The 22,259-nt window shown below is 39.2% G+C and carries 18 protein-coding genes; 2 read left to right on the top strand and 16 right to left on the bottom strand.

The window, feature by feature from the left end; all coding sequences use genetic code 11:
* Window position 1 precedes the first annotated feature (1 nt).
* Window positions 2-1,174, bottom strand: a complete 1,173-nt coding sequence (locus L652_RS0105420; RefSeq protein ID WP_024595646.1) for a homoserine O-acetyltransferase — start codon at window positions 1,172-1,174, stop codon at window positions 2-4.
* A gap of 8 nt (window positions 1,175-1,182) precedes the next feature.
* Window positions 1,183-2,484, bottom strand: a complete 1,302-nt coding sequence (locus tag L652_RS0105415) for an SLC13 family permease (RefSeq protein ID WP_024603352.1) — start codon at window positions 2,482-2,484, stop codon at window positions 1,183-1,185.
* 288 nt (window positions 2,485-2,772) lie between these two features.
* On the opposite strand from L652_RS0105415, the gene L652_RS0105410 reads away from it, so the two are divergent.
* Complete coding sequence (locus tag L652_RS0105410) at window positions 2,773-5,061, top strand: TonB-dependent receptor (protein WP_024595143.1); 2,289 nt, start codon at window positions 2,773-2,775, stop codon at window positions 5,059-5,061.
* Window positions 5,062-5,161: 100 nt separating this feature from the next.
* Entirely contained in the window at window positions 5,162-5,815 is a 654-nt protein-coding gene (locus L652_RS0105405; protein ID WP_024595144.1) for a response regulator transcription factor, read from the top strand.
* Window positions 5,816-5,837: 22 nt separating this feature from the next.
* On the opposite strand, the gene L652_RS0105400 is transcribed toward L652_RS0105405, so the two are convergent.
* From L652_RS0105400 to L652_RS0105330, 14 genes are all read right to left on the bottom strand, one after another.
* Window positions 5,838-9,287: a PAS-domain containing protein gene (locus L652_RS0105400; RefSeq protein ID WP_024595145.1), complete on the bottom strand. Its 3,450-nt coding sequence runs from the start codon at window positions 9,285-9,287 to the stop codon at window positions 5,838-5,840.
* Window positions 9,288-9,727: 440 nt separating this feature from the next.
* Window positions 9,728-10,681: a ribosome biogenesis GTPase YlqF gene (gene ylqF / locus L652_RS0105395; RefSeq protein ID WP_024595146.1), complete on the bottom strand. Its 954-nt coding sequence runs from the start codon at window positions 10,679-10,681 to the stop codon at window positions 9,728-9,730.
* A 263-nt stretch (window positions 10,682-10,944) separates the two neighbouring features.
* The gene (locus L652_RS0105385) at window positions 10,945-11,523 is read right to left on the bottom strand and encodes a hypothetical protein (protein WP_024595147.1); all 579 of its coding nucleotides are present in this window, start codon (window positions 11,521-11,523) and stop codon (window positions 10,945-10,947) included.
* Window positions 11,524-11,612: 89 nt separating this feature from the next.
* On the bottom strand, window positions 11,613-11,756 hold the full coding sequence (locus L652_RS0105380; RefSeq protein WP_024595148.1) for a hypothetical protein: 144 nt from the start codon (window positions 11,754-11,756) through the stop codon (window positions 11,613-11,615).
* Window positions 11,757-11,810: 54 nt separating this feature from the next.
* Window positions 11,811-12,011 carry a hypothetical protein gene (locus tag L652_RS0105375; RefSeq protein ID WP_024595149.1) on the bottom strand — a complete coding sequence of 67 codons (201 nt, stop codon included), beginning with the start codon at window positions 12,009-12,011 and terminating at the stop codon, window positions 11,811-11,813.
* A complete protein-coding gene (locus L652_RS0105370; RefSeq protein ID WP_024595150.1) occupies window positions 12,011-12,940 on the bottom strand; it encodes a viperin family antiviral radical SAM protein in 930 nt (309 codons plus the stop codon). The genes L652_RS0105375 and L652_RS0105370 overlap by 1 nt, the downstream gene beginning before the upstream one ends.
* Window positions 12,941-13,013: 73 nt before the next feature.
* Window positions 13,014-13,667, bottom strand: coding sequence for a hypothetical protein (locus tag L652_RS0105365; RefSeq protein WP_029753129.1), 654 nt, complete (start codon window positions 13,665-13,667; stop codon window positions 13,014-13,016).
* 4 nt (window positions 13,668-13,671) lie between these two features.
* A complete protein-coding gene (locus L652_RS1000000124375; RefSeq protein ID WP_024595152.1) occupies window positions 13,672-14,064 on the bottom strand; it encodes a hypothetical protein in 393 nt (130 codons plus the stop codon).
* Window positions 14,065-14,090: 26 nt separating this feature from the next.
* Window positions 14,091-14,621: a hypothetical protein gene (locus L652_RS0105355; RefSeq protein ID WP_024595153.1), complete on the bottom strand. Its 531-nt coding sequence runs from the start codon at window positions 14,619-14,621 to the stop codon at window positions 14,091-14,093.
* 406 nt (window positions 14,622-15,027) lie between these two features.
* The gene (locus L652_RS0105350; protein WP_024595154.1) at window positions 15,028-15,720 is read right to left on the bottom strand and encodes a macro domain-containing protein; all 693 of its coding nucleotides are present in this window, start codon (window positions 15,718-15,720) and stop codon (window positions 15,028-15,030) included.
* Window positions 15,721-15,753: 33 nt separating this feature from the next.
* Window positions 15,754-17,466: a DUF4433 domain-containing protein gene (locus tag L652_RS1000000124370; RefSeq protein ID WP_024595155.1), complete on the bottom strand. Its 1,713-nt coding sequence runs from the start codon at window positions 17,464-17,466 to the stop codon at window positions 15,754-15,756.
* Window positions 17,467-17,534: 68 nt separating this feature from the next.
* Window positions 17,535-17,900 carry a hypothetical protein gene (locus tag L652_RS0105340; RefSeq protein WP_024595156.1) on the bottom strand — a complete coding sequence of 122 codons (366 nt, stop codon included), beginning with the start codon at window positions 17,898-17,900 and terminating at the stop codon, window positions 17,535-17,537.
* A gap of 148 nt (window positions 17,901-18,048) precedes the next feature.
* Window positions 18,049-21,162, bottom strand: a complete 3,114-nt coding sequence (locus tag L652_RS0105335; protein WP_024595157.1) for a type I restriction endonuclease subunit R — start codon at window positions 21,160-21,162, stop codon at window positions 18,049-18,051.
* A 63-nt stretch (window positions 21,163-21,225) separates the two neighbouring features.
* Entirely contained in the window at window positions 21,226-22,227 is a 1,002-nt protein-coding gene (locus L652_RS0105330; protein WP_024603351.1) for a Fic family protein, read from the bottom strand.
* Between the last annotated feature and the right edge of the window lie 32 nt (window positions 22,228-22,259).

Genomic DNA, 22,259 nt, shown 5'->3' with positions numbered 1-22,259 from the left:
CCTAGTTGGCTAAAAACTCACTAATTTGCTGCGCTTTAGGCGCAATCGAAAACAGCCCATCTAAATGGCCCCAACCACCCGCAATTTCAGAAATAGTGACCTCTTTACCTAGTTCATCCATTATTGAGTCCATATTGCGGACATTTTCGGGGCGTAGCAATAAATCGTTAGTGGCAGGTAGCAATAAGGTTTTTGCCTGCACCTTTTTTAGGGCATCAGTTAAATTGGCTGATCTACCTGCGGTAAATAACTGCGATGCTCGCACTAAGTACAAAACATGGTTTGCATCTTGTAGCTTAGCTTTTGCTAATGCTCTAGCCTCTAAAACCTGGTTTACTTTTGGTAAGGTGCGAATATCTTGAAGTGCGCCGTCATCTAGCACCTCAAAATTAGGGAAACTGGCGTTATAAATAAGCGGATGCATAGCATCTTGGGTAATGTTTAGTAGCGTAGCGGTAAGCCCTGCAAGTGGGCGTTCTTTGTTATAGTAATTACCTTGCTGCCAGTTTTTATCTAAACGAATTGGCATGGCCCATTTTTCTAGTGCCGACACAGTCCATGCATCCATGGTTGCCGCACCAATTACGTGTACTAAGCGCTCTACTTGCTCTGGGTAACGTACTGCCCACTCCAGTGCCTGAAACGATCCCATTGAGGCACCTATTACGGCATGCAGTTTGTTAATACCTAAACTATCGAGTAAGCGTTTTTGCACTTCAACAAAATCAGTAATTGTCACTACCGGAAAGTCTAACCCGTAAGGTTTATTTGTTTTAGGATTTATAGAAGCTGGCCCCGTGGTAATTACATTAGGATCATGCCAGTTTGCATTGACCAAAGTGTCTGAGCTAATTACAAAATATTTATTAGTGTCGATTGCTTTACCTGGGCCTATTAATGCATCCCAATAACCGGCAAGTGCATCATCAGCTTTGTATTTACCTGCGGCGTGTGACGTGCCCGAAAAATAATGAGTAATTAAAATAACGTTATCTTTATTTTTATTTAATTTACCGTAACTTTCCCAGCCTATGTCTACTTTTGGCAAAGTAGCCCCCGACACAGTTGTAAAATCTTCAGTGGTAAAATGCTGTTTTTTCACTAATATTGTTTCGCTATAAACGGCGTTACTTAACAACAATATAAATAGGGGCAATATAATTTTAATTTTCATGATTCATCCTAAAAGAAAATAAATAAACACAAAGCAAGCACTACACCTACTACAGGCACCACTCCCGTAAGAGCAGCCATAGACCAATAGGCACGTTGATGGGTTTCTTTACAAATTGCACGTATGGTCGTAACTACATAACCATTATGCGGGAGGGTATCGAGCGCACCAGAACTAATCGCAACCACTCTATGTAACTGCTCAGGATTAACACCCATATCTAAATATTGCGGAGCGACAAGTGGCAATGCGATAGCTTGCCCGCCCGATGCAGAACCGGTAAGCCCTGCAATCACACTCACGGCCACTGCCGCACCGACTAATTCATTACCTGGCATGTGAGTCATTGCATCTACCGCTGCTGTAAAAGCAGGCGATACTTTAGCTACAGCGCCAAACCCAACAACCGCAGCAGTATTACCAATAGCCACTAAAGCCCCTGTAGTACCTACATTTATTGCAGCCGACATATTATAAAAGTATTTATAATTAATAATGACAATACTTAAAACACCACCTAATAACGCAACTATTAATGCCGTTTGCTGTAACACATCATGTAAAAAAAACGACAGGAGTAAAACAACAAATAAAGGTATAACGCCTGTTATTGGGTGTGGGCGCTTTCGCTCAAGCAATATAGGGTCATCTTCGCGTGCTTCAAAACATTCGCCTTTTGCAATAGCTTTTTTTATCATTTTATTTAGCCAGTAATAGCCTACTGTCGCCATAAATACAGCTACAACTAAACTTACTTCCCACGCAGCATAAGGTGAGGTTCCAAGGTATTTGACCGGTATCCAGTTTTGTATTTCAGGTGAACCTGCAGAGGTCATTGTAAAAGTAACCGAACCAAATGCCAGGGTCGCTGGTATAAAGCGCCTAGGCAAGTTAGCGTCTTTAAATAAGCTCAGCGCCATGGGATATACCGAAAACGCGACTATAAATACACTAACTCCTCCGTAGGTTAAAACAGCGCACGCAATGACTACCGCTAAAACCGCATGCTTCATCCCTAACTTACCGACAATGTAACTAGCTACACTATCTGCAGCGCCGGTATCTTCCATAAATTTGCCAAATAAAGAGCCCAACAAAAACATAAAAAACCAGGCACTCAGAAAGCCAGCAAATCCATCCATATAAGCCGAAATAAAATTAACAGAGTCCGTTACCGGAAAAATCGCCATATTACTTGTAAGCGCCACAAGCAGTGCACATACCGGTGCGGCAATAAACAAATTAACGCCGCGTAGCGTTAAAATAATCAGCAGTACTAACCCGCCTAATAGTCCTATCATGCTCAGCATAGAGGTTCCTAATTTATTGTTATTACACGATGAGGTGACACGCGAGTAATATTTATAACCTTCATACTTGGTTACCCTGAGTGTTACTGCAATGGCCACATAAATACATAACACTAAGGTACTATCCATTATTAAAAATAATATAAGCAAATGAATTTAAAGGACTTTAAAATAAAAATTTAACGTATAGCACTATGGTACTAATTCTATTTGAGGTGCAATCTTCTACAGTGAACTTAGGTGACGCGAGTTAAGCATTTTTGTGATAACAATAAATAGGAACACACTATGAATCAGCTCAAACACAAACCAACCTTACTCACTATTGCAGTAGCACTGGCTATAACAAGCAGCTTTAATAGTGTTGCAGCAGAGAAAGCTACAGCAAAAAAAGGTGAGCTAGAACGTATAGAAGTAACCGCTCGAAAAACAGTTGAAAACTTACAAGAAGTCCCTGTAGCAGTAACCTCAATAGGTGCGCAAGAACTTGCCGAAAATGGAATTAGCGTGATGACAGAAGTCCAGCAATTCTCACCTAATACGACTTTGCAAGCTAGCCGCGGTACAAACTCTACAATCACTGCTTTTATTCGTGGTGTAGGCCAACAAGACCCTCTTTGGGGATATGAACCAGGCGTAGGCATTTATATTGATGATGTTTACTTAGCTCGCCCGCAAGGTGCTGTGCTTGATTTGCTCGACGTACAACAAATTGAGGTTTTACGGGGTCCACAAGGCACGCTTTATGGTAAAAATACCATAGGTGGCGCTATAAAATACGTGACCAAGGAAATGAGCGGTGATGCAACACTTAACCTCCAAGGTACGTTCGGTAGCTACAACCAAAAAGATTTAAAAGTGACAGGTCAACTGCCAATTATTGATGAAAAACTTTATGTCGGCTTTGGCTTTGCTACTCTAAACCGAGATGGGTTTGGTGAGTTTTTAACATCTGCACTCGATAATCAAGACCGTGAAAACTACAATAAAGATGTTACGGCGGCACGAGTGACACTTGAATACACGCCTACCGACGATCTATTTTTTAAACTCACATGGGATAAAACTAAAGACGATTCAAACTCAAAAGGGGGTTACCGACTATTACCAAGCTTATTAACTGATGCGCCAGTGCCTGATAGCAAGTACGATTCATACACCAGCCTTCCAACAAAAAATAACGTAGAACTTGAAGGATACAGCTTCACTGCTCGCTGGGATGTAAGTAATAGCACCAGTATCAAGTATGTTGGATCTAATCGCGACAGTTATTCCCCTACTAATATTGATTTTGATAACACCTCAATTCGTATCTTTGATGTGCCTGCTATTTATGATGATGAACAAACCACACATGAACTCCAGGTAAACCACCAAGGTGATAATTACAAACTAGTATCAGGTTTATATTATTACGATGGTGAGTCTTGCGGCCAATTTGAAGCTATATTAGAAGAACTAGGTAAAAGTTTAGGTGCTGCTGGGCTTACCCGAGAAGTTAGTGGTTGTAGTAACTCAACAAGCAAAGCTGCTTACATGCAAGGCACCTATGACTTTGACGAGCAATGGTCAATGACCCTAGGCGCTCGCTATACCCGTGATAGTAAAGAAGCAACTGTTAACAATGGTTTGGTGTTTGCTACGGTTTATCCAGAGTCTGGTTGGATACCAGGGTATGTTCGACCTGAAGGGCAGCTTGTCCCTACTGTACTTGATGATAATGAAGACTGGTCGCGCTTTACTCCTCGTGCAGGTGTTGAATACCAGTACAACCCCGACATTCTATTTTTTGCAAGCTATGCCCAAGGTTTTAAGTCAGGCACGTTTAACCCGCGTGCTACCGTAGCAGAGCCCGCAGCAAAGCCTGAAATTGTAGACTCGTTTGAAATAGGAATGAAAAGCGAATGGAACGACAATCTTCGTGCAAACATTACGCTATTTACTTTAGATCATAAAGACCGTCAGTATATTTCCGTACTACCGGGCGATGATGCATCTGATTTAAATCAACGACTAGGTAATATTGGCGAGTCAACATCAGACGGTATTGAAGTAGAACTTACCTACATTGCTACTGAATCACTCACTTTTGACGTCTCTTTAGGTTATATAGACAGCACCTTCGATAATGTTATTGATACCAACCCCGAGACCGGTGAAATATTTGATAAATCAGACCGCTTTACTGTATCGAACACTCCCGACTTAACCTTCAATTTTGGTGCAACATATCGTTTATATACTGATATGGGAGACTTTGTATTTAATAGTAATTACTACCATAGAGGTGAGTATGCGTTATTTGAAGAAGACAGCCTACTAACCCAAGACAGTTACGGCTTACTCAATGCCGGCATTACTTGGTACAGCACTGACGGACACTGGAATGCAGGCTTATATGCTAAAAATTTAACGGACGAAGAGTATATGATAGGTGGTTATCAATTTGTCGCGCCCGATCCCTCAGACCCACAAAATGTGAGTAAGTACACCCCTGGACTTGGTGGCGATAATACCTTAATTGGCTATTATGGCGATCCGCGTACCGTGTCACTTACTGTTGGCTATCGATTTTAAATAATAGTAATTAGGTTTACACGACACCTTCCTCTTGTCGTGTAAACCTTGTTTCATTTTTAAAAATCACTTATAAGTAAAGTACTTGGAGTAACTTTGGATGAGCGCAGTGAATACTATAATTGCCGATGACCACCCCCTATTTCGCAGCGCCCTACGCCAAGCGGCAGCAACCTCAGTTCCTGAAGAATATATTAAAGAAACTAGCGATATAGAGGGCTTGTTCACATTACTAAGCGCGCACCCCGAGATAGAACTCGTATTTTTAGATTTAACTATTCCTGGCGCCAATGGGCTGCAAGCTCTTTCGCAGCTGCGTAATCAATATCCTGACATATTGATTATTATGGTATCAGCCAACGAAACACCCAGCATTATAAAACAAGCCATGACACTTGGTGCGTCAGGTTATATCCCTAAGTCATCATCGCTCGATATAATAAGCCAAGCTATTGCCCATGTACTAAATGGAGATAACTGGCTCCCACCTGATATTGATTTAAACGACGTACAAGTAAATGATGAGCAAAGCGAATTTTCTAGTAATCTTGAAAAGCTAACTCCGCAGCAATATCGTGTTTTGGCAATGATCGCCGAAGGGCTTTTAAACAAACAAATAGCCTTTGAAATGTCAATTCAAGAAACCACTATAAAACAACACGTATCTGCTATTTTACGTAAACTTAATGTATATAACCGTACACAAGCAGGCATTTTATTTGACCAATTATCACAAGTTGGTAAAACCGAATAAGTTGCATGTTAATGTAATCAACTTAAGTAAGGCGCTTAATCATTCGCTTAAGTGCGGGTGCTTTAAGAGGCTTGTAGAGCAATGGATAGCCCGCATCGAGTACCTTTTCTCGAATAACCTCATCATGATTAGCTGTGTTAACAATAATAGGTAAGTGGCAAAGCTTCGCTTCACGAATAACATCAAGGCCTGTTATTCCATCATCTAATTGATAGTCAATAATAAGTAATTGCGGCACTGGTAATTTAGCTTGTAATGCTTGTAGCTGCGCTAAACCTGTTGCGGTGGCTATATCGCATCCCCAGTTTTGTAATAATTGCTTGAGCGCATTGAGTACATTCTCGTCGTTGTCGATTAACCAAATACGTAATTTACCAAGCTCTGTTTCAGGGTTTTTCACTGTATTATTCATTTGGGTTGGCACTAAATCAGTGGCGCAAGGTAGGTTAAGTGTAAACTGCGTACCCTTACCAAGCTCTGATCCCATCACTAAACTAATATTTAATAAGTCACAAATACGCTTTGTAATTGCAAGCCCTAAACCTAACCCTTCGGCATTAGGCTTATCGCCAAGTTGCTTAAACTCCTGATAAATTGAATGTTGATCTTTACTAGCAATACCTATTCCGGTGTCTTCTATTAAAATAGCCAACTGATCGCTTTCAACAAGCATTTTGAAGCGAATTTCACCATGTTGTGTATAACGAATAGCATTACTTAATAAGTTACGTAAAACACGCCTTAATAAAGCTTTATCTGTTTTTACCATTACATTTTTTGATTCAACAATAAAACGTAAGCCTTTTTCATTTGCTAAAGCCTCATACTCATTTTGCAAAGGTTCAACCAAGGATTTAATAGCAAACTCACTTAACTCTACTTTAAATGCACCAGCATCGAGCTTAGTTAACTCTAAAATACTCGAAAGCAGCTCTTCTGCACTGCTCAGTGAATTTTTAATATTCAGTGCAAGCTCTGCTAGTTCTGTATCTTGTGTTTTTTCGTTCATGAGTGAACAAAATAAACTGGCCGCATTGAAGGGTTGCAGCAAATCGTGACTGGCCGCTGCAAAAAAACGTGTTTTACTTACCGTTGCCTGCTCAGCAACTTGTTTAGCTTGGGATAGTTGCTCATTAGCTTGTGTTAACGCAGCTGTTCGTGCACTAACCTTTTCCTCTAAGCTAATATTGGCTTGTTTAAGCGCCTTTTGCTGCTTTACAAACTCACTTATATCGGTATACGTTGTTACAAAGCCACCATCAGGTAGTGGATTACCTTGCATTTCAAACACTCGACCATCGCTATGTAAACGTTGAAATTTATAGGCGCTGCCAGTTTTTAAATATGCTAAACGCTTACTTACCTCCGCTTTTAAATTATGGGAACTAAACAATCCTCTCACTGCGTTATACATAATGATCTCAGCTATTGGTCGCCCAATGTAAAGGGCATCATCAGGGTAGCTAAACATCTGTTTGTAGCCTTGGTTCCACGCAACAAGCTTTAATTCGCTATCTACAACACTAATACCTTGCTGAATATTCTCGATGGTTGACTGTAATAAGTCGCGATTAAATTTAAGTACCTGGCTAGCTTCATCAACAAACTCTGCAACTTGTTCAAGAGGTTGACGCTGCTCATTTTTAGCCACATCTAAAATTAATTTAGCCGATGCTCCCCCTATCACTGCCGACATTTCTCGTTCAACAATTTGCTCTAAATCAGTATTAGCTGGTTGCTTCCATTTACTTTGATCTGCAGGAAAGTACTGTGTAACAAGTAACTGGCTTGCTTCTTTTTCAGCAAATCGCTGTAGCAAAGCTCCCAGATCTTCATAATTAAGTGGTTGTAATGTGGTATTTAAACGCGGTTCAGGTAACTGCGAAATAAACTTATTACTTTGTAAACGCTCAGCTAAAGACGCTTGACTAAATAAAGGGACTAAAAAATATACCAAACAATTTGACCCAAGCGATAACAAAGATGCCTGAGTTACACTATCTAAATTTAAACCAAGCAAGTTGGTAGGAGCCAGCCATGCTATTTGCCAAGGCCCTTGACTAAGCCAAAGCCCATCTATACCTAAGCCACTGGCTAAACTCGGTATTAATAGAGTATACCCCCAAATAATAAAGCCGCTTAAAATACCAAGTTGAGCACCTTTACAGGTCGCTTGTCGCCACCAAAGGCCAATAATCATAGCGGGAGCAAATTGTGCAACCAAAGTAAATGACATCAATCCAACATTTGCAAGTGTATTACTCTCACCCAATACACGATGCGTAAAATAGCTAAGCAGTAATATGCACACAATCACTATTTTACGGGCATGTAATAGGTTGTTTTTATCAAGTCCTCGGCTACTTGAGTTGAGCTGCGAGCGCCTTAAAATAAACTGATTTATAAAATCATTGGTGATCATTACAGAAAGCACAATGGACGAAACAATTACCATGCTTGTAGCCGCTGAAAAACCGCCTAAAAATGCAAGTAATGTAATGCCGGCGTTGTTGCTCGCCATTGGGAGAGCCAATACAAAAGTGTCGTGCCCTACGTCAGTACCATTAAAGTAAACAAGGCCTGCGTAAGCAATAGGTAAAATAAATAGGTTTATTAGTAATAAATAAATGGGAAATAACCATCGAGCTTTGGCAAGTTCAGTATCGTTATTATTTTCTATAAAACCCATGTGAAATTGCCGAGGCAAACACAACGTAGCTAAAACACCTAGTATCGTATGCGCAATATAAACATACACCGGGCTTTTAGTAGCTTGAACTTGTTGAGGTACATTTAATTGCTGCGCCTTTAAAAATAAATCACTGGGACTGTCAAAAATTACAAAGCACACATACAGACCCACCCCAACAAATGCGAGCAGTTTAACCACCGATTCAAACGCAATGCTGGCAATTAAACCCGGGTTATGCTCGCTCGGTTTTAACCTACGAGCACCAAATAAAATAGCAAATAAAGCAAGCAGCAACGTAATATAAAAGGTGCTATCAGCTAAAACCATATTGTTTTGTGTGGGCGCGCGATTGGTTAATAAATTAATACTTTGTGCGGTAGCACTCAACTGCAGTGAAATATACGGCACAATAGCAATCACAGAAATGAGCGATATCAAACCAGATAAGCTAGAAGATTGACCATAACGGGTTGATATAAAGTCGGCCATTGAGGTTAATTTTTGTTGCCTACAAATATGGGCTATTCTGCCATAGAGCTGCCACCCAAAAATAAATAATAAAATGGTCCCTGCATACGTAGGCGCTAACCACCAACCATTACTCGCAGCTTGCGCTGTCGTGCCATAAAAAGCCCAAGAGGTACAATACACCCCCAAAGACAAACCATAAGTTAATCCTTTAAAAGGTAAAACTTTATGCTTATCCGCCCAGCCGGCAACCGCAAATAATATACCGAGATACACCAGCGCAATTAAGCTAATAAACCAAATAGAAAACATATTTTTATTCTTATCGTATTTATTGATTACTTAATCAGCATAAGTGTTTTTACTAAAAATAGCAGCACCCACTTTAGTGCTAAGTTATCGTTTTAAAAGAGAATAAAAAACAAACTCACCAATAATAAGAATTATTTGTATTTAGATATTGACAGATAGTTAGATCTAACTGATAATCAATATCAACAAGACGGATTGCATACCACTTGTTAAGGAATGAATTGATTTGTTTCTCGACCCTGAAACAACGTGTGGCGCACGTAAACAGCTATGGTTACTTGTTATGAACCGCAACGCCCCTTGATGTTGATGATGAGTAACCGCCCTACTATTTTACTTGCTACATTGCTCATATCGGTGACGGTAGATATGAAACTAAAAAAGCCCTTACGGGCTTTTTTTATGTCTGTAATTTAGTTGGTTAAATTAAACTAAATCAATTAACGACGGTTTTTACGTGCGCGTGCTCGGCGTTGTTTTTTCTCTTCTTCTTTAGCTGCCTTTTTAGCTTCTGCTGCAGCGCGTAAACCAGCAACCATTACTTCTTCTTCCTCACGCATTTGCGGAGTTTCCATAGTAATACGGCCAATGATACCGTCGCGTAATTCGTTGATTAGTATTTCAGACATTTTGTATGTGTCTATTTGGTTACCACCACGAATACAGCCACGTTTTTTCCCCGCCATTTCAACAAATTCCCAATCACTTTGTGGTAATTCATCTATTTTATAACGCGCTTTTAATAACTCTGGGTATGCACGCAATAGGTACTCAGCTGTGTAACTTGCTACTTCTTCATACTCAAGTGCTGTATCACGAATGGCACCGGTAGCGCCTAAGCGATAACCTGAGTTTTCGTTTTCTACTTTTGGCCACAACATACCTGGCGTATCGTAAAGCATAATACCGTCTTCAAGCTTAATGCGTTGTTGCGCTTTAGTAACAGCAGGCTCATTACCTGTTTTTGCAACTATACGCCCAGCCAATACATTAATTAACGTAGATTTACCCACGTTAGGAATACCCATGATCATGGCTTTAATTTGCTTATCTGCACCCACTTTATGCGGCACTAGCTTTTTACAAAGCTCATTAATACGGTGTACTTCAGCTGCTTTATCATGCCCAAAAGAAATCGCTTTAACACCGTTTTCTTGCTCAAAATAATCTTTCCAGATTTGAGTCATTTTAGGATCCGCTAAATCAGCTTTGTTCAAAATTTTGATGACCGGCTTACCTTCACGCAAGGTTGCCACCATCGGGTTTTCACTACTGTAGGGAATGCGCGCATCAAGCACTTCAATGATCACATCCATTTGTGGCATTATTTCTTTAATTTCATTGCGGGCTTTATTCATGTGCCCAGGGAACCACTGTATTCCTGCTCTACTCATTTGATTTATATGACCTTTAATTAAAGGCCGCAGCCTATGGGTACTAATGTGGGTACTAAAAGTAAAACTATGCTTTTGTACTTTCCGTTTATGGGAGTAAGTTTACTACAAAACTGTACTTGGATTCTCATGAAAATATATGAATAACTAAATATCAATTCAGCCCACACTCTATATACCTTTCTATAGGAATGTTATTCCCTTTCTCGCGTGCTTGTTGTGGGCTAATTAAGCCAATCAGTTATTCCTATTTCAATAAAAATTTACGATGGTATAAGTATTTTGCAAACACCCGTTTTTTCTAGGAAATCTGTGCCAATTAAATACGGTCTATAATACCCCTCAATTGCATCTTCTTTCTCGTTAGGAGCAGATAAGTGTAAACATTCATGGAGCGGGAAGTTACCTCGACTAAAAATCAAATCGGCATGTGCTTCCCCAGTACAATCAAGTATCGTTCCATCGGTTAAAGTTAACCAAACATGTGCCTTAATAGGTTCATCTAAACTAGGAGAATTTAACTCACTTTTAATACTCTCATCCGACATTTCACAATAAATATAATCATGCCAATACCGATCCCCAATTGTAATATGGCTGTCTATATTTAAATCTGTCTTTAGAAAATACTGAAGCATTAGATGAACATCCGTACATTTACTTGCTAAGTCTTTGGATGATTTAAACCCATGAAATTGCAACACCTCAAAACAATGAATTAAGATTTCTTGTTTCTTATTGTCGCTAATAGCTCTGCTAAATGGCAACGGGCTTGAAGACAATTTTAGTTGTAACTTTTTAGTTCTAAGTACGGCGTCTTCAATTCTTTTTTTATAATTCAAATCTCTTACCTACAATTTATATAAAGTATCTACGTAATATAAAGCTAAGCGCAGCTTTCGCTGCGCTTAGCTTAAATAAAATTATTTAACTATTTTTTACCGTTATAGTTAGGGTTGTTCGGATTTAACTGATTACTTCGATTATCTTGTGCTCTTTGGTATGGAACATTGACTCCAGAAGTGCCTTTATTGCTGTTTCCTTGGTTTGATTTATGATCATTATTGTTAGACATATATGTCTCCTTAAAAAGTTAATTGTGATTCGACTTATGGAGCTTCAGCGTTAGCTAAAACTCCTTCAATCGTCGAATATCCATTTTAAAGTTTCTATATGCTCTAAAGTCACTTGGCGTGCTTGGAACTGTTATTTTGATACCTGATGGCGCAATCAACCTTGGATGACGCCCATGCTTTAAAGACCAGCCTTTTTTCTTCAATAACTTACAAACCAACGTGTTGATGTTTTTATCATTACTATATTTTTTCATTATTGCTCTCCCAGTGTTATCAAATTCTCTTTAATAACTTGCGGAAAGCTCGAGGGGTACCGGCTTGCGAATGCTTTAATGTTAAAGTTCACATGATTCAAAGCCTTAGAAACCCCTATATCCAATATTGAAGGGCTAAGCGTTAACCCCTGACACGATGACGAGTTTTGATAAAAGTTACTTTCTGGATTTATCATCAAATATGATTCCCACATATCGCAATTATCTTCAATTGCAATAACATTATTGTGCTCTTTATGCTTTTGAACATAAGAATCATATTTTTCTTGCGAAATAGTTAACTGGTCACTATAGACAGGTAATGCACGTAAGAGCTTCCACTTGTCGGGTTGCAATAATGCAATTGTTTCATTCAAATTCTCGCGGAAGTTGAATGCATTAACTACAGTATTTACTTTCAACTTACCTTGAGGATTTAACTGACGATATAGCGCTGTAACAGTTAATGCTTTTTGCGGGGAAAACCATTCACCTTTATGATCTGTTCGGCCAATGCTTTGAGCAATTAAATAATCTGCAGTATCAAAACTTAAACCAAGCATATCTAAATGAGGGGCAATACGCCTTAACATTGCTGGTGACAAAAAATGTTCGTTAGTAATAAGTGACGTATTAAAGCCTATACTCTTTGCAAATAATAAAGCGCTAATAAAGCGAGCACCTATCATCACAGGCTCTCCACCAGCAAAATTAATCCTTACTGATTGATAACCTAATCCTTGTCGTATTTGATTATTCGAAAAAAAGTACTCAGCTAGCATTAGCAGTAAATCTTGAATACTCTCTGAAGAATGATGTAACTCTGTTGCTGACGTATTATCTTGCCACTTACCGTAACAATAACCACAACGGTAATTACACGCTTCGGTCATGTGAAAGTTAATAACAAGTTCTTTAATATTTGTCATATGAATCTCCATCTATTGCTGACAGCTATAGATTCACTTAGTGCAATGCACTAACAAACATTATTTTCAATAATTACATTTTTTGGAAATACCCTAATAAATCATCAAACTCCTCTGCTTCCTTGTGTCGAGATGTTATATGTTCTATTAATTGCTTAACACTATGATTATTTGTATCTAATTGGCTTGATAATGCTAACGCTTTGTCTATATCGTTATTTAAATAAGCTAAAAGCAAGTTATCTGTTGAGCTGGTAAGGGCAGATTGCGCAAGTAATGCATGTAATAAACTGAGATTTTTCCCTAAAGCTAGCTGAGGCATTACGGCAAACGGGTTAGATAATCTCTTTTTGCGCAAGTCACAATCACTAGCAAGCGCATTCGCAAATTCAGCAGCATTTGTTTTACTCAGAGCAATGCCCATTAATGAATTACTTGTGCCAAATAATTGCTTAACTATCACAGCACAATGGTGCCTAAAGCTCTTATCTTCAAATATTTTTTTTACGTCTTTGGGATCATGAAAAATTGCATTAAGAAGTAAAGCATTAAATAGCACATCTAGTTGCCCATCGGCCAAACGCTTTGTTGATCTTTGAACCTTTAGCTCAGTTTCAACTTTAATCAGCTTATTACGAACAAGAGAGTTTGCTTTATCTTTTAAATATGTGCTTTCTTTGGCAACATCGATCCCAAATAAGAAGCGAATAGCATCAGGAACAGTCATACCGCTAGCCATTACAGTAAGCTGCCTCAAGCAGGTGACTCGCTTTAAGCCTTTCTAGTTCCTCTGCACCAAATGACATATTCGCAATTGTTTGTGCTAAGTCGAACCAATTACTCTTTTTATAATACCCATATCTTTTTTTACACGACGGTGAGCTCTTAATATATTGTTGTAATACGCCTATACAGTAGCCAGCACGCATAGCCTCTGATACAGAAGTATGAAGAGCAGCATACTTCCCAGGCTCTTGTTTTCGATCAAATACCTCAATAACTTCTCTGCAAGATGATTGCAAAAATACTGAGTCATTCGGTTGGAATGCTTGCTCTTTTGCTTCAAGGCGAGTCGCGCTGAAACAAACGGCTAAGGTAACTAAACTTAAAATTAATTTTTCCATTGTTCTAATTCCAAACATTTGTAAACTTAGCTCATCGCTGCTGGCTGTTCATTTTTTAAATCATTGTCAGGCAAATTACTGGCTGCATCATCTTTACTTTTATAAAAGTTGGGCAAAGGCGTACTCGCATAAATTGCAATAATTGTAATAAAAATAGAAAGGAAGGATTGAATATCAGCATATTTATCTAATATAGCCACTCCAAGTACACCTTGGTCGATTAATTCAATTATTAAATAGAATGAAATAAAGAACGCACAAAATAGCTCAGTAAAAGCAATAACAAATACAAAGCGTTTAAGTGCTTTCCATTTAGTCCAGTTCAAAGCAAAACAACGCGCAAAAAACCGCCATACTGAGGCTACAAATATAATGAAAAGTCCGACTTCACTCAGATCTAAATCAGATAAGCCAGCATCATACTCAAAAAAATAAAGGGGAATAGAAACCAAGCTAAAAGCAGCAATTAAGCTTAAGGCCAAATAAAGAAAAACAATTATAAAACCACGAGCAAAATGCCCAAATAAAATATCAACAGTATTAAAAACAGACTTCATTTTCATCCTTGAATTTATATTAAAGATAGTTAATTTAAAAAACTATGACTACTTATTGACTCAGATTAGGCTAAGCCACAAGTAACAATTTAATCAGAAAACAGCCCTTTCTAGTAAGACCACTACAGGTAACTAACATTATTAAGTGCAAATTCGTCTAAATCCTCAGGGCCTATTTCAATTTTCAGTAAGTATTTCGAAGAATAACCTAAGTAAGTTAATCTGATATTCAAAGCCTAGCCAAAAGCACGGCATAAAAGGGAAGCATCACGCTTCCCTTTAAAATAGTTTTAAGCTGTTTTTGCTTTTAAATTTAGCCAGTATTCTTGTTTTACCTTATTCCAAACAACAAAGACATAGGCACCCTTCACTTACATACGAATCAAAAATTGTGGCAACTTGGTTATTATGAAAACAAATCACTCTGTTGCACATGGTTACCTAGCTTTTGACTGTATGCAAATATTTTTTCAACTGTTTTGATTCCAACACCTTGTATCGATAAAAGCTGATTTAGTTGATATATACGGCCTTCCTTAATTGCTTCTAAAATCCTTTCTATATAAATAATTTTGACCCCACTCTCTGCGGATATTTGTTCACTTGATAAAGGCGTTATTTTTCTAGCGAATTCGATATACAAATCATCATTAGCCGTTACTGAATAGTCATAAATTTCAACATCAATATTAAGATCTGATAGGTATGACTGCATAATAGCAAGACTAACTTTGCCATCTATCCCGCCTCGTCCCCCACCCAAAATAGGAAAAGCTATCGATTTTATATTTCTACTTTGGTAGGTATCTACAAATTTTTTAAGGCCTTGGTGAAGGTATAACTCTTTTGACGGGTATTTCCAGCTCAACTTAGTCGGGAAATTTAAAACCGATTTAAGCTCTGATTTATATATCCACAGGAGCCCTATATCTAGTTTTTTTGCATCACATAGAGCCTCATATTTTATAAACATGTCTGGGTAGCGTAATTTAAATTCTAGAGCTAACCCAGCCCCCATAACACCATCACAGTTAACAGGGTTTACTAGGTAATTGCATTTAGAATTGAATATATTTCCATTTATTACTTCAACACCCATATTTTAGGCCTTAATTTTTTATGTTTTTTACTATTAGAAAAAAAGCATGGGATCAACAGCAACGTTGATATGTATTTTTTTGTCTTCGCATACTTTTATTATGCGCTGCTGTACTTCTATATCCTGACAGTAAATACAATGAAGCTTATCAATAGCTACCTTCTCATAAATCAAACATTCACTCATCATTTTTGATTTTAGGTCTAAATCTACAACCCCATTTATCTTCCAACTCGAACTAAAAATTGCACTCCAATTAAATGACGCTAATTCATGTATATATGGTGTAAATGTAGAAGCTATGGTAGAAGCATTACCGTTCGAAAAAATAGTTTTGGGAGATGCTATAGCTTCCTTATAAAAAGATAAAATAATAACTTCTGCTCCAAACTCTTTTTGAACCTGAAATAGCATCGCATTTCTAACGTTAAAATAAAAAGGTACGTAGTCATGTATTGAGTGTTTATGTATAGGCTCTTTTTTTGCTCTTCTTGCATTTACTAAACTATTACTGATATCAACTTTTTGTGCTTTATTATTGTGAGGCAATAAGCCTTTAGAGAGTATGCCCGGGAGATTGGCAGTATGTGTAATGTGCATTAAATAGTTAATGTTTAATCGATCAAACAAAGGACGTTTGAAATTACATAGCACAGTATGGAGGTCATCAGATGACCACACAACCCACCGTTCACCTTGGCCATTTGTTCGATACCTACCACCAAACAGCTTTCCCTTATCAGTTAAGTGATATTTCTTATCTTTAAAAAAAAGTAGCTCGTATTCGATTAGGTATTTAAAAAAATCAGATGTGCTTTTTATTCCATTAGCTTTGCATAGCATTGTTGTAGATAGTAAGTCTGTAGCTACTTGCTCTTTTTCATTCTTAGCTTCAACATTTTTTTTATGCTTTAGTATTGTCTGCCTTAATTTATATTTGGTATTAATATAATGCTTACTTTTAGCTAGTTGTACTCTCTGGTGTTTTTTTTGTTGAAGTAGTTCCGAAGAATCGCCTTGAGGATTAATAGCTAACCTGTTTTTACCACCTACATTTCCAAGCTTTGACAGCTCATCATTTTTTGAGATATTTAACTTGTGAAGCTCATCATTAAAATTATAGGTTAATTCTCCTACTTCTTTTCTAACAGTAGAAACACTATGAGTATTTGGTCCCCCACCTCTTTCAACATGATCATCCTGACTATTTTCATCACTGGCTATTTTATTAAATAACTCATCTTTTTTAGATTGCGGTCTAATCTGTTTAGGTTCTTTCTTGCTTTCAGGTACGTTTACTATAGACGCCTTTGCCCTAGCCCTCAAAGCCTCTAACTCTAACCTATTAATCTCTCCTTTAGTTCTCCTCTTATAAGCCTCAGCATCTTTCTCAAACTTTGCTGCCTTTTCATCAAAAGATTCAGCAAAATTTACCAAACGATCTAAAGTAGGTATTTTGGTAGAGTTAGTACCATCTTCAGTATGAGAATATATACTTTTAGAAGACCTCGTGTTATTTTTGTGCGCTTCTTTATCAACTGATGGATTTTTTGAGAGCTTATTAATTAGGGTGCCTAAAACAACTGTAATTAATAAAACATGGGGCATGGCTGCTATCAAGCAGATTGGGTTTAAACACAAACCAAAAAAGAGTAATTGATTGATAAACATTACAAAAATAAATGTACCAGTATATAAGCTGGCAATTTTTTTAGTCTTAGCCCAAAGAGCATTTAGCCATTTCATTTAATTACCCAACATATCCTAGTTATATCCATATAAAACTCTTAATCCTTCCACTATTTACATATTCCTCAGAAGGGGATATCGTCATCAAAATCGATTGTGGGTTCCATAGAGTCAGGTGAGCCGAACACACCCCTTTTATTAGAATCATACTTGTTTGCTTTAGCGAGTTGTGAAGGGAAACCTGTATATTGTTGAGGTGCCTCATCTTCTACACACTCAGTATCTATGATGTTTGTTATATCACTTGAAAAATTAACACATCTATTTAAAGTAATGTTTTCGGCAAGCTCTTCTTGAGTTTCACAACGGTATACTTCCTTTTCACAAGTTCCACAAAACCTTATTCCAGTGTTATGCGTTAGTGATAGTTGTTCCCATTTTTGATCGCATGAATAGCCCCATGAGCAATTCCTTATAAATTCTTTGTTCATTTCCTTTCCTAATCCAATCTAATTAAATTGAGCTCAAAAACGATAACTTCTTATTTAGTATCACTAAAGTGCTACTCACCAAAAGAATAGATTCTGTAAAATCTATATCATCGAGCAAGCGAGCGGCACTTAAATAGATCGTCATTTTTTATATCTGCCCACCAACACCTTTAAACTTCTCAACAAAAGCGGCAATTTTCTGAAAAACCGTTTGCTTCTGGGTTCGGTACTGTGGGTTCAATGGGCTAAGTTTGGGCAGTGCCTCATTAAGTGCAGTGCCATTTTCAGAGGCGTACTCACGTTTGAGTGATGAGGCAATATAGCGTTTGGCAGCATCGATATTGAGCTTTTCAGAGGCAATAATGGCATCGGCTTCACGCTTCTGCTCCGCCTGGGCGAATTTGAAGAAAGCGTCGATAATGCTGGCTTTGTCATTGATCTCATCTAGGTTTGTCTGGTTAATAAAATCAACCACTAAGCTCTCTTTCGCTCTATTACCAAGGCTACCGCGGATCATACGACGAACTTCTTCAATCAAGCCTTCTTTGCTCTTGTTCTTCTTATTGTGGTCAAAAATCAGTTCAAGAATGTAATCGAGGTTTATTTCTTGCGATTTAAGCAAATCAATTTCAAAAACCACATCGTCCCAGTCTACCGTTGACTTATCTTTGTCCTGACCTTCTTTATCGCGTCGCAACCAGTCGCGGGTATCGTTGTAGGTAGAGCGATAATCTTGAATAGCGCGCTCGCTTGGCATATCGATGGTTTGCATTGCCTCGATGTCAGCATCGTCCAGATAGTACTTTGACTTGAACGTTTCAACAGCTTGTTCATCACTGGTATCTAGGCTTTGCAGTGCTTTCAAGCCAGCAAATTCATCGTAGTTTTGTAAAATATTTTCTGCTTTGAGGTATTCACCAAATAGCTTGGCAAATTCCTTTTTATCTTGTTCTTTTTCAATATTTTCTGGATTTGGAAAACGTTCTTGCAGCTCTTTGACGATATCAACAAAACCTCGACGCGCTTGGCCAGTAGCAATATCGTTAAAGCCTTCCATGTATTCTTTATAGCTCTTCTCCAACACCACGTTTTTGGTGTTTTTGTCACCAAACAAGGTGATGGCATCAATGGTTGCCTGTTCCAAGTCACGGAAGGTAACAATATTGCCAAAGGTCTTCGTCGCATCATAAATGCGGTTAGTGCGAGAAAATGCCTGCATCAAGCCGTGATAGCGCAAATTCTTATCAACAAACAAGGTATTAAGCGTAGGCGCATCAAAGCCCGTTAAAAACATACCAACCACTATGAGCAGATCTATTTCTTGATTCTTCACGCGCTGAGCAAGGTCACGGTAATAATTCTGAAAGCCATTACTGTCCACGCCATAGTTAGATTTAAACATGGCGTTGTAATCCGTAATCGCGGCGCTCAAAAACTCCTTTGCGCTGCTGTTCATGGCACTGACTTCAAAACTCTCATCTAAAATATCACCAATGGCGTCCTGCTCTTCATTGGCTGCAAATGAGAAGATAGTCGCAATGCGCAGAGGCTTACTTGTGGGGCTATTTTCTGCCTCGGCCTGCAATGTTTTGAAGGTTTCATAGTAGGCTTTCGCTGCATCAACACTACTTACCGCAAACATGGCGTTAAACCCTTTAGCGCCAGAATAGGCTCGATGCGTTTTCTGGTTAAAATGGCTCAGAATATACTGCGAGATTTCACCAATGCGCATTGGATGTAAGAAGGCTTTCTTATTCTCAGCGGCACTAAGCTTCTTATCATCCTGCTCAGTCTCAATGCTCTTAAATTGCGGACGAACATCGTTATAGTCCACTTTGAACTTGAGTACTTTTTCATCACGAATGGCATCAGTGATCACATAAGTGTGCAACTGCTGGCCAAACACGCTGCCCGTGGTTTCAGCACCCAAGGCGTTTTCAGGGAAAATTGGCGTACCGGTAAAGCCAAACTGGTAGTACTTTTTGAATTTCTTCTTCAGATTTTTCTGCGCTTCACCGAACTGGCTTCGATGACACTCATCAAAAATAAAGACAACCTGCTTGTTGTATATCGCTAAATCGCTTTCACTTTTGATTAAGTTATTGAGCTTTTGGATTGTGGTGACGACAATCTTGTTATCGTCTTTATCCAGGTTACTCTTAAGCCCTGCGGTACTGTCTGAACCGTTCACACTATCAGGCGAGAAGCGCTGATACTCTTTCATGGTCTGATAGTCGAGGTCTTTTCGGTCCACCACAAAGAAGACTTTATCGATACAGTCTAAATCGGTGGCCAAACGTGCCGCTTTAAAGCTGGTGAGTGTTTTTCCTGAACCCGTGGTGTGCCAAATGTAACCCCCACTTTCAGGCTTAGCCCAGTCTTTAGCGTTAAACGCGCTCTTTATCTTCCATAAAATGCGCTCTGTAGCGGCAATCTGGTAGGGTCGCATTACAAGTAAGGTATTGCTGACGTCAAACACCGAGTAACGCAAGATCACTTCAAGTAAGGTCTCTTTCTGGAAAAAAGTCGCCGTAAAGTCTTTTAAATCCTTGATCAGCGTATTGTCTGACTTCGCCCAGTTCATCGTGAAGTCGAAGCTGTTTTTGTCGCGCTTCGTGGTATTGGCAAAATAGCGCGTGTCGGTGCCATTCGAGATCACAAACAGCTGCAAGAACTTGTACAAAGAGTTCTCAGTATTAAAGCTTTCTTTGCTGTAGCGATGTATTTGGTTAAACGCCTCTCGGATTGCCACACCACGCTTTTTCAGCTCGATTTGCACCAAAGGCAAACCATTAACCAAAATCGTCACATCGTAACGGTTGGCATGGCTTCCCGTTTGCTCAAACTGCTTAATGACCTGCACTTTGTTACGAGCAATGGTCTTCTTATCAAACAGGTAGATATTTTCGATATGGCCATCATCAAAGACAAAATCGAAAATATAGTCACTGTGCACCTTGCGGGTTTTATCAAGAATATTGTCGCTTGGTGTGTTTAGGTATTGCTCGCAAAAGCGAGCCCACTCGGCATCGGTAAACTCGACCTTATTAAGGGCTTGTAATTGTTTACGCACATTCACCAGCATGGCATCGGGTGTGGTTAGCGCGGGTAAATACTCATAACCTTGATTAGCTAAGTCCTGAATCAGTTCACGCTCTAAATCACCTTCGCTCTGGTAGCCCTCAGCAATTTGGTCTTGGCGTGTGTATTTATCTAACACAATAAAGTTATTGGATTCAGCAACCGTTTTATACGTTGTCATTCGTTTACATCCTTTTTTGTTAGCCGTGGTGTTTTCCAAAATGGAAATAGCCACCGCATCGCATTATTCAGTGACTTGCCAATGGCCGGTTTTATCTGAACCTACCCGAGTTAACCTGCCTTCTTTTTGTAGTTTGCTAATAGCGCGACCAATGGTTCTCACGTCTTTATTCAAGGTATCAGCGAGTTGTTGTCGGGTTAGCTCGGGCGTGCTACTCAGCAATGCTAAAATAGCCTCAGGCGTTTTAAGGCCCGTTACATTGATAAGGGTATTTACAGGGGCGTTTTCACCTTCTTTTAGAGGGGCGTTTACAGAGGCGTTTTGCGCCAGTGTTTGCTGAATAACCGACAACATAAAATGAATAAACGGCGTACTGTCTGCTTGGTTATCGGCCTGTTCAAGGGCGTGATAATAGGCTTGCTGATGGTCTTTAATCACACTTTCTAGCGGCAAAGATAAAAACAACGGATGCCACTTGGATAAAATCAGCGTTTGCCATAACCGCCCCATACGACCGTTACCATCGGCAAAGGGGTGAATAAACTCAAATTCGTAATGAAATACACAACTGGCGATCAATGGGTGATCTTTTGTTTGCTTAAGCCATTGGATTAAATCGGCCATTAAACCGGATACCTGATGCGCAGGCGGCGCAACATGGTGCACCACACCACCTTTATGGATACCCACGCCTTTACTGCGAAACTCACCGGCATTCACAAGAATATCTGACAGCATTAAACCGTGAGCCGTGAGTAAATCGTCAATGGCGCTGGGTGTGAATGCAGGCAGTGCATCATAAGCGGCAATCGCTCCTTTTACCTCGGCTAGCTCACGCACGCTGCCCAGCACAGGCTTACCCTCAACAATGGCGGTAATTTGTTCTTCAGTTAAGCTATTGCCTTCAATCGCCAGCGTACCGGTAATGGTTTTAATGCGATTTTGCTTGCGCAGTTGCGGCGAGGCATTGAGCTGGCTGGCATTTAATTCACCCACCTGCTGGCTGATTTGTGCCACCAAATTGAGAATCTCGGTGGTGATGGTAAAAGGCGGTTGATAGGCCATTAGGCTGCCTCATCTGAATGAGATTTCGGCCC

The organism is Pseudoalteromonas sp. TB25 (assembly GCF_000497995.1).
Classification (GTDB): Bacteria; Pseudomonadota; Gammaproteobacteria; order Enterobacterales; family Alteromonadaceae; genus Pseudoalteromonas; species Pseudoalteromonas distincta.
Note: the sequence above shows the minus strand (reverse complement) of the source record. Positions and strands in the feature narration are given on the sequence as shown.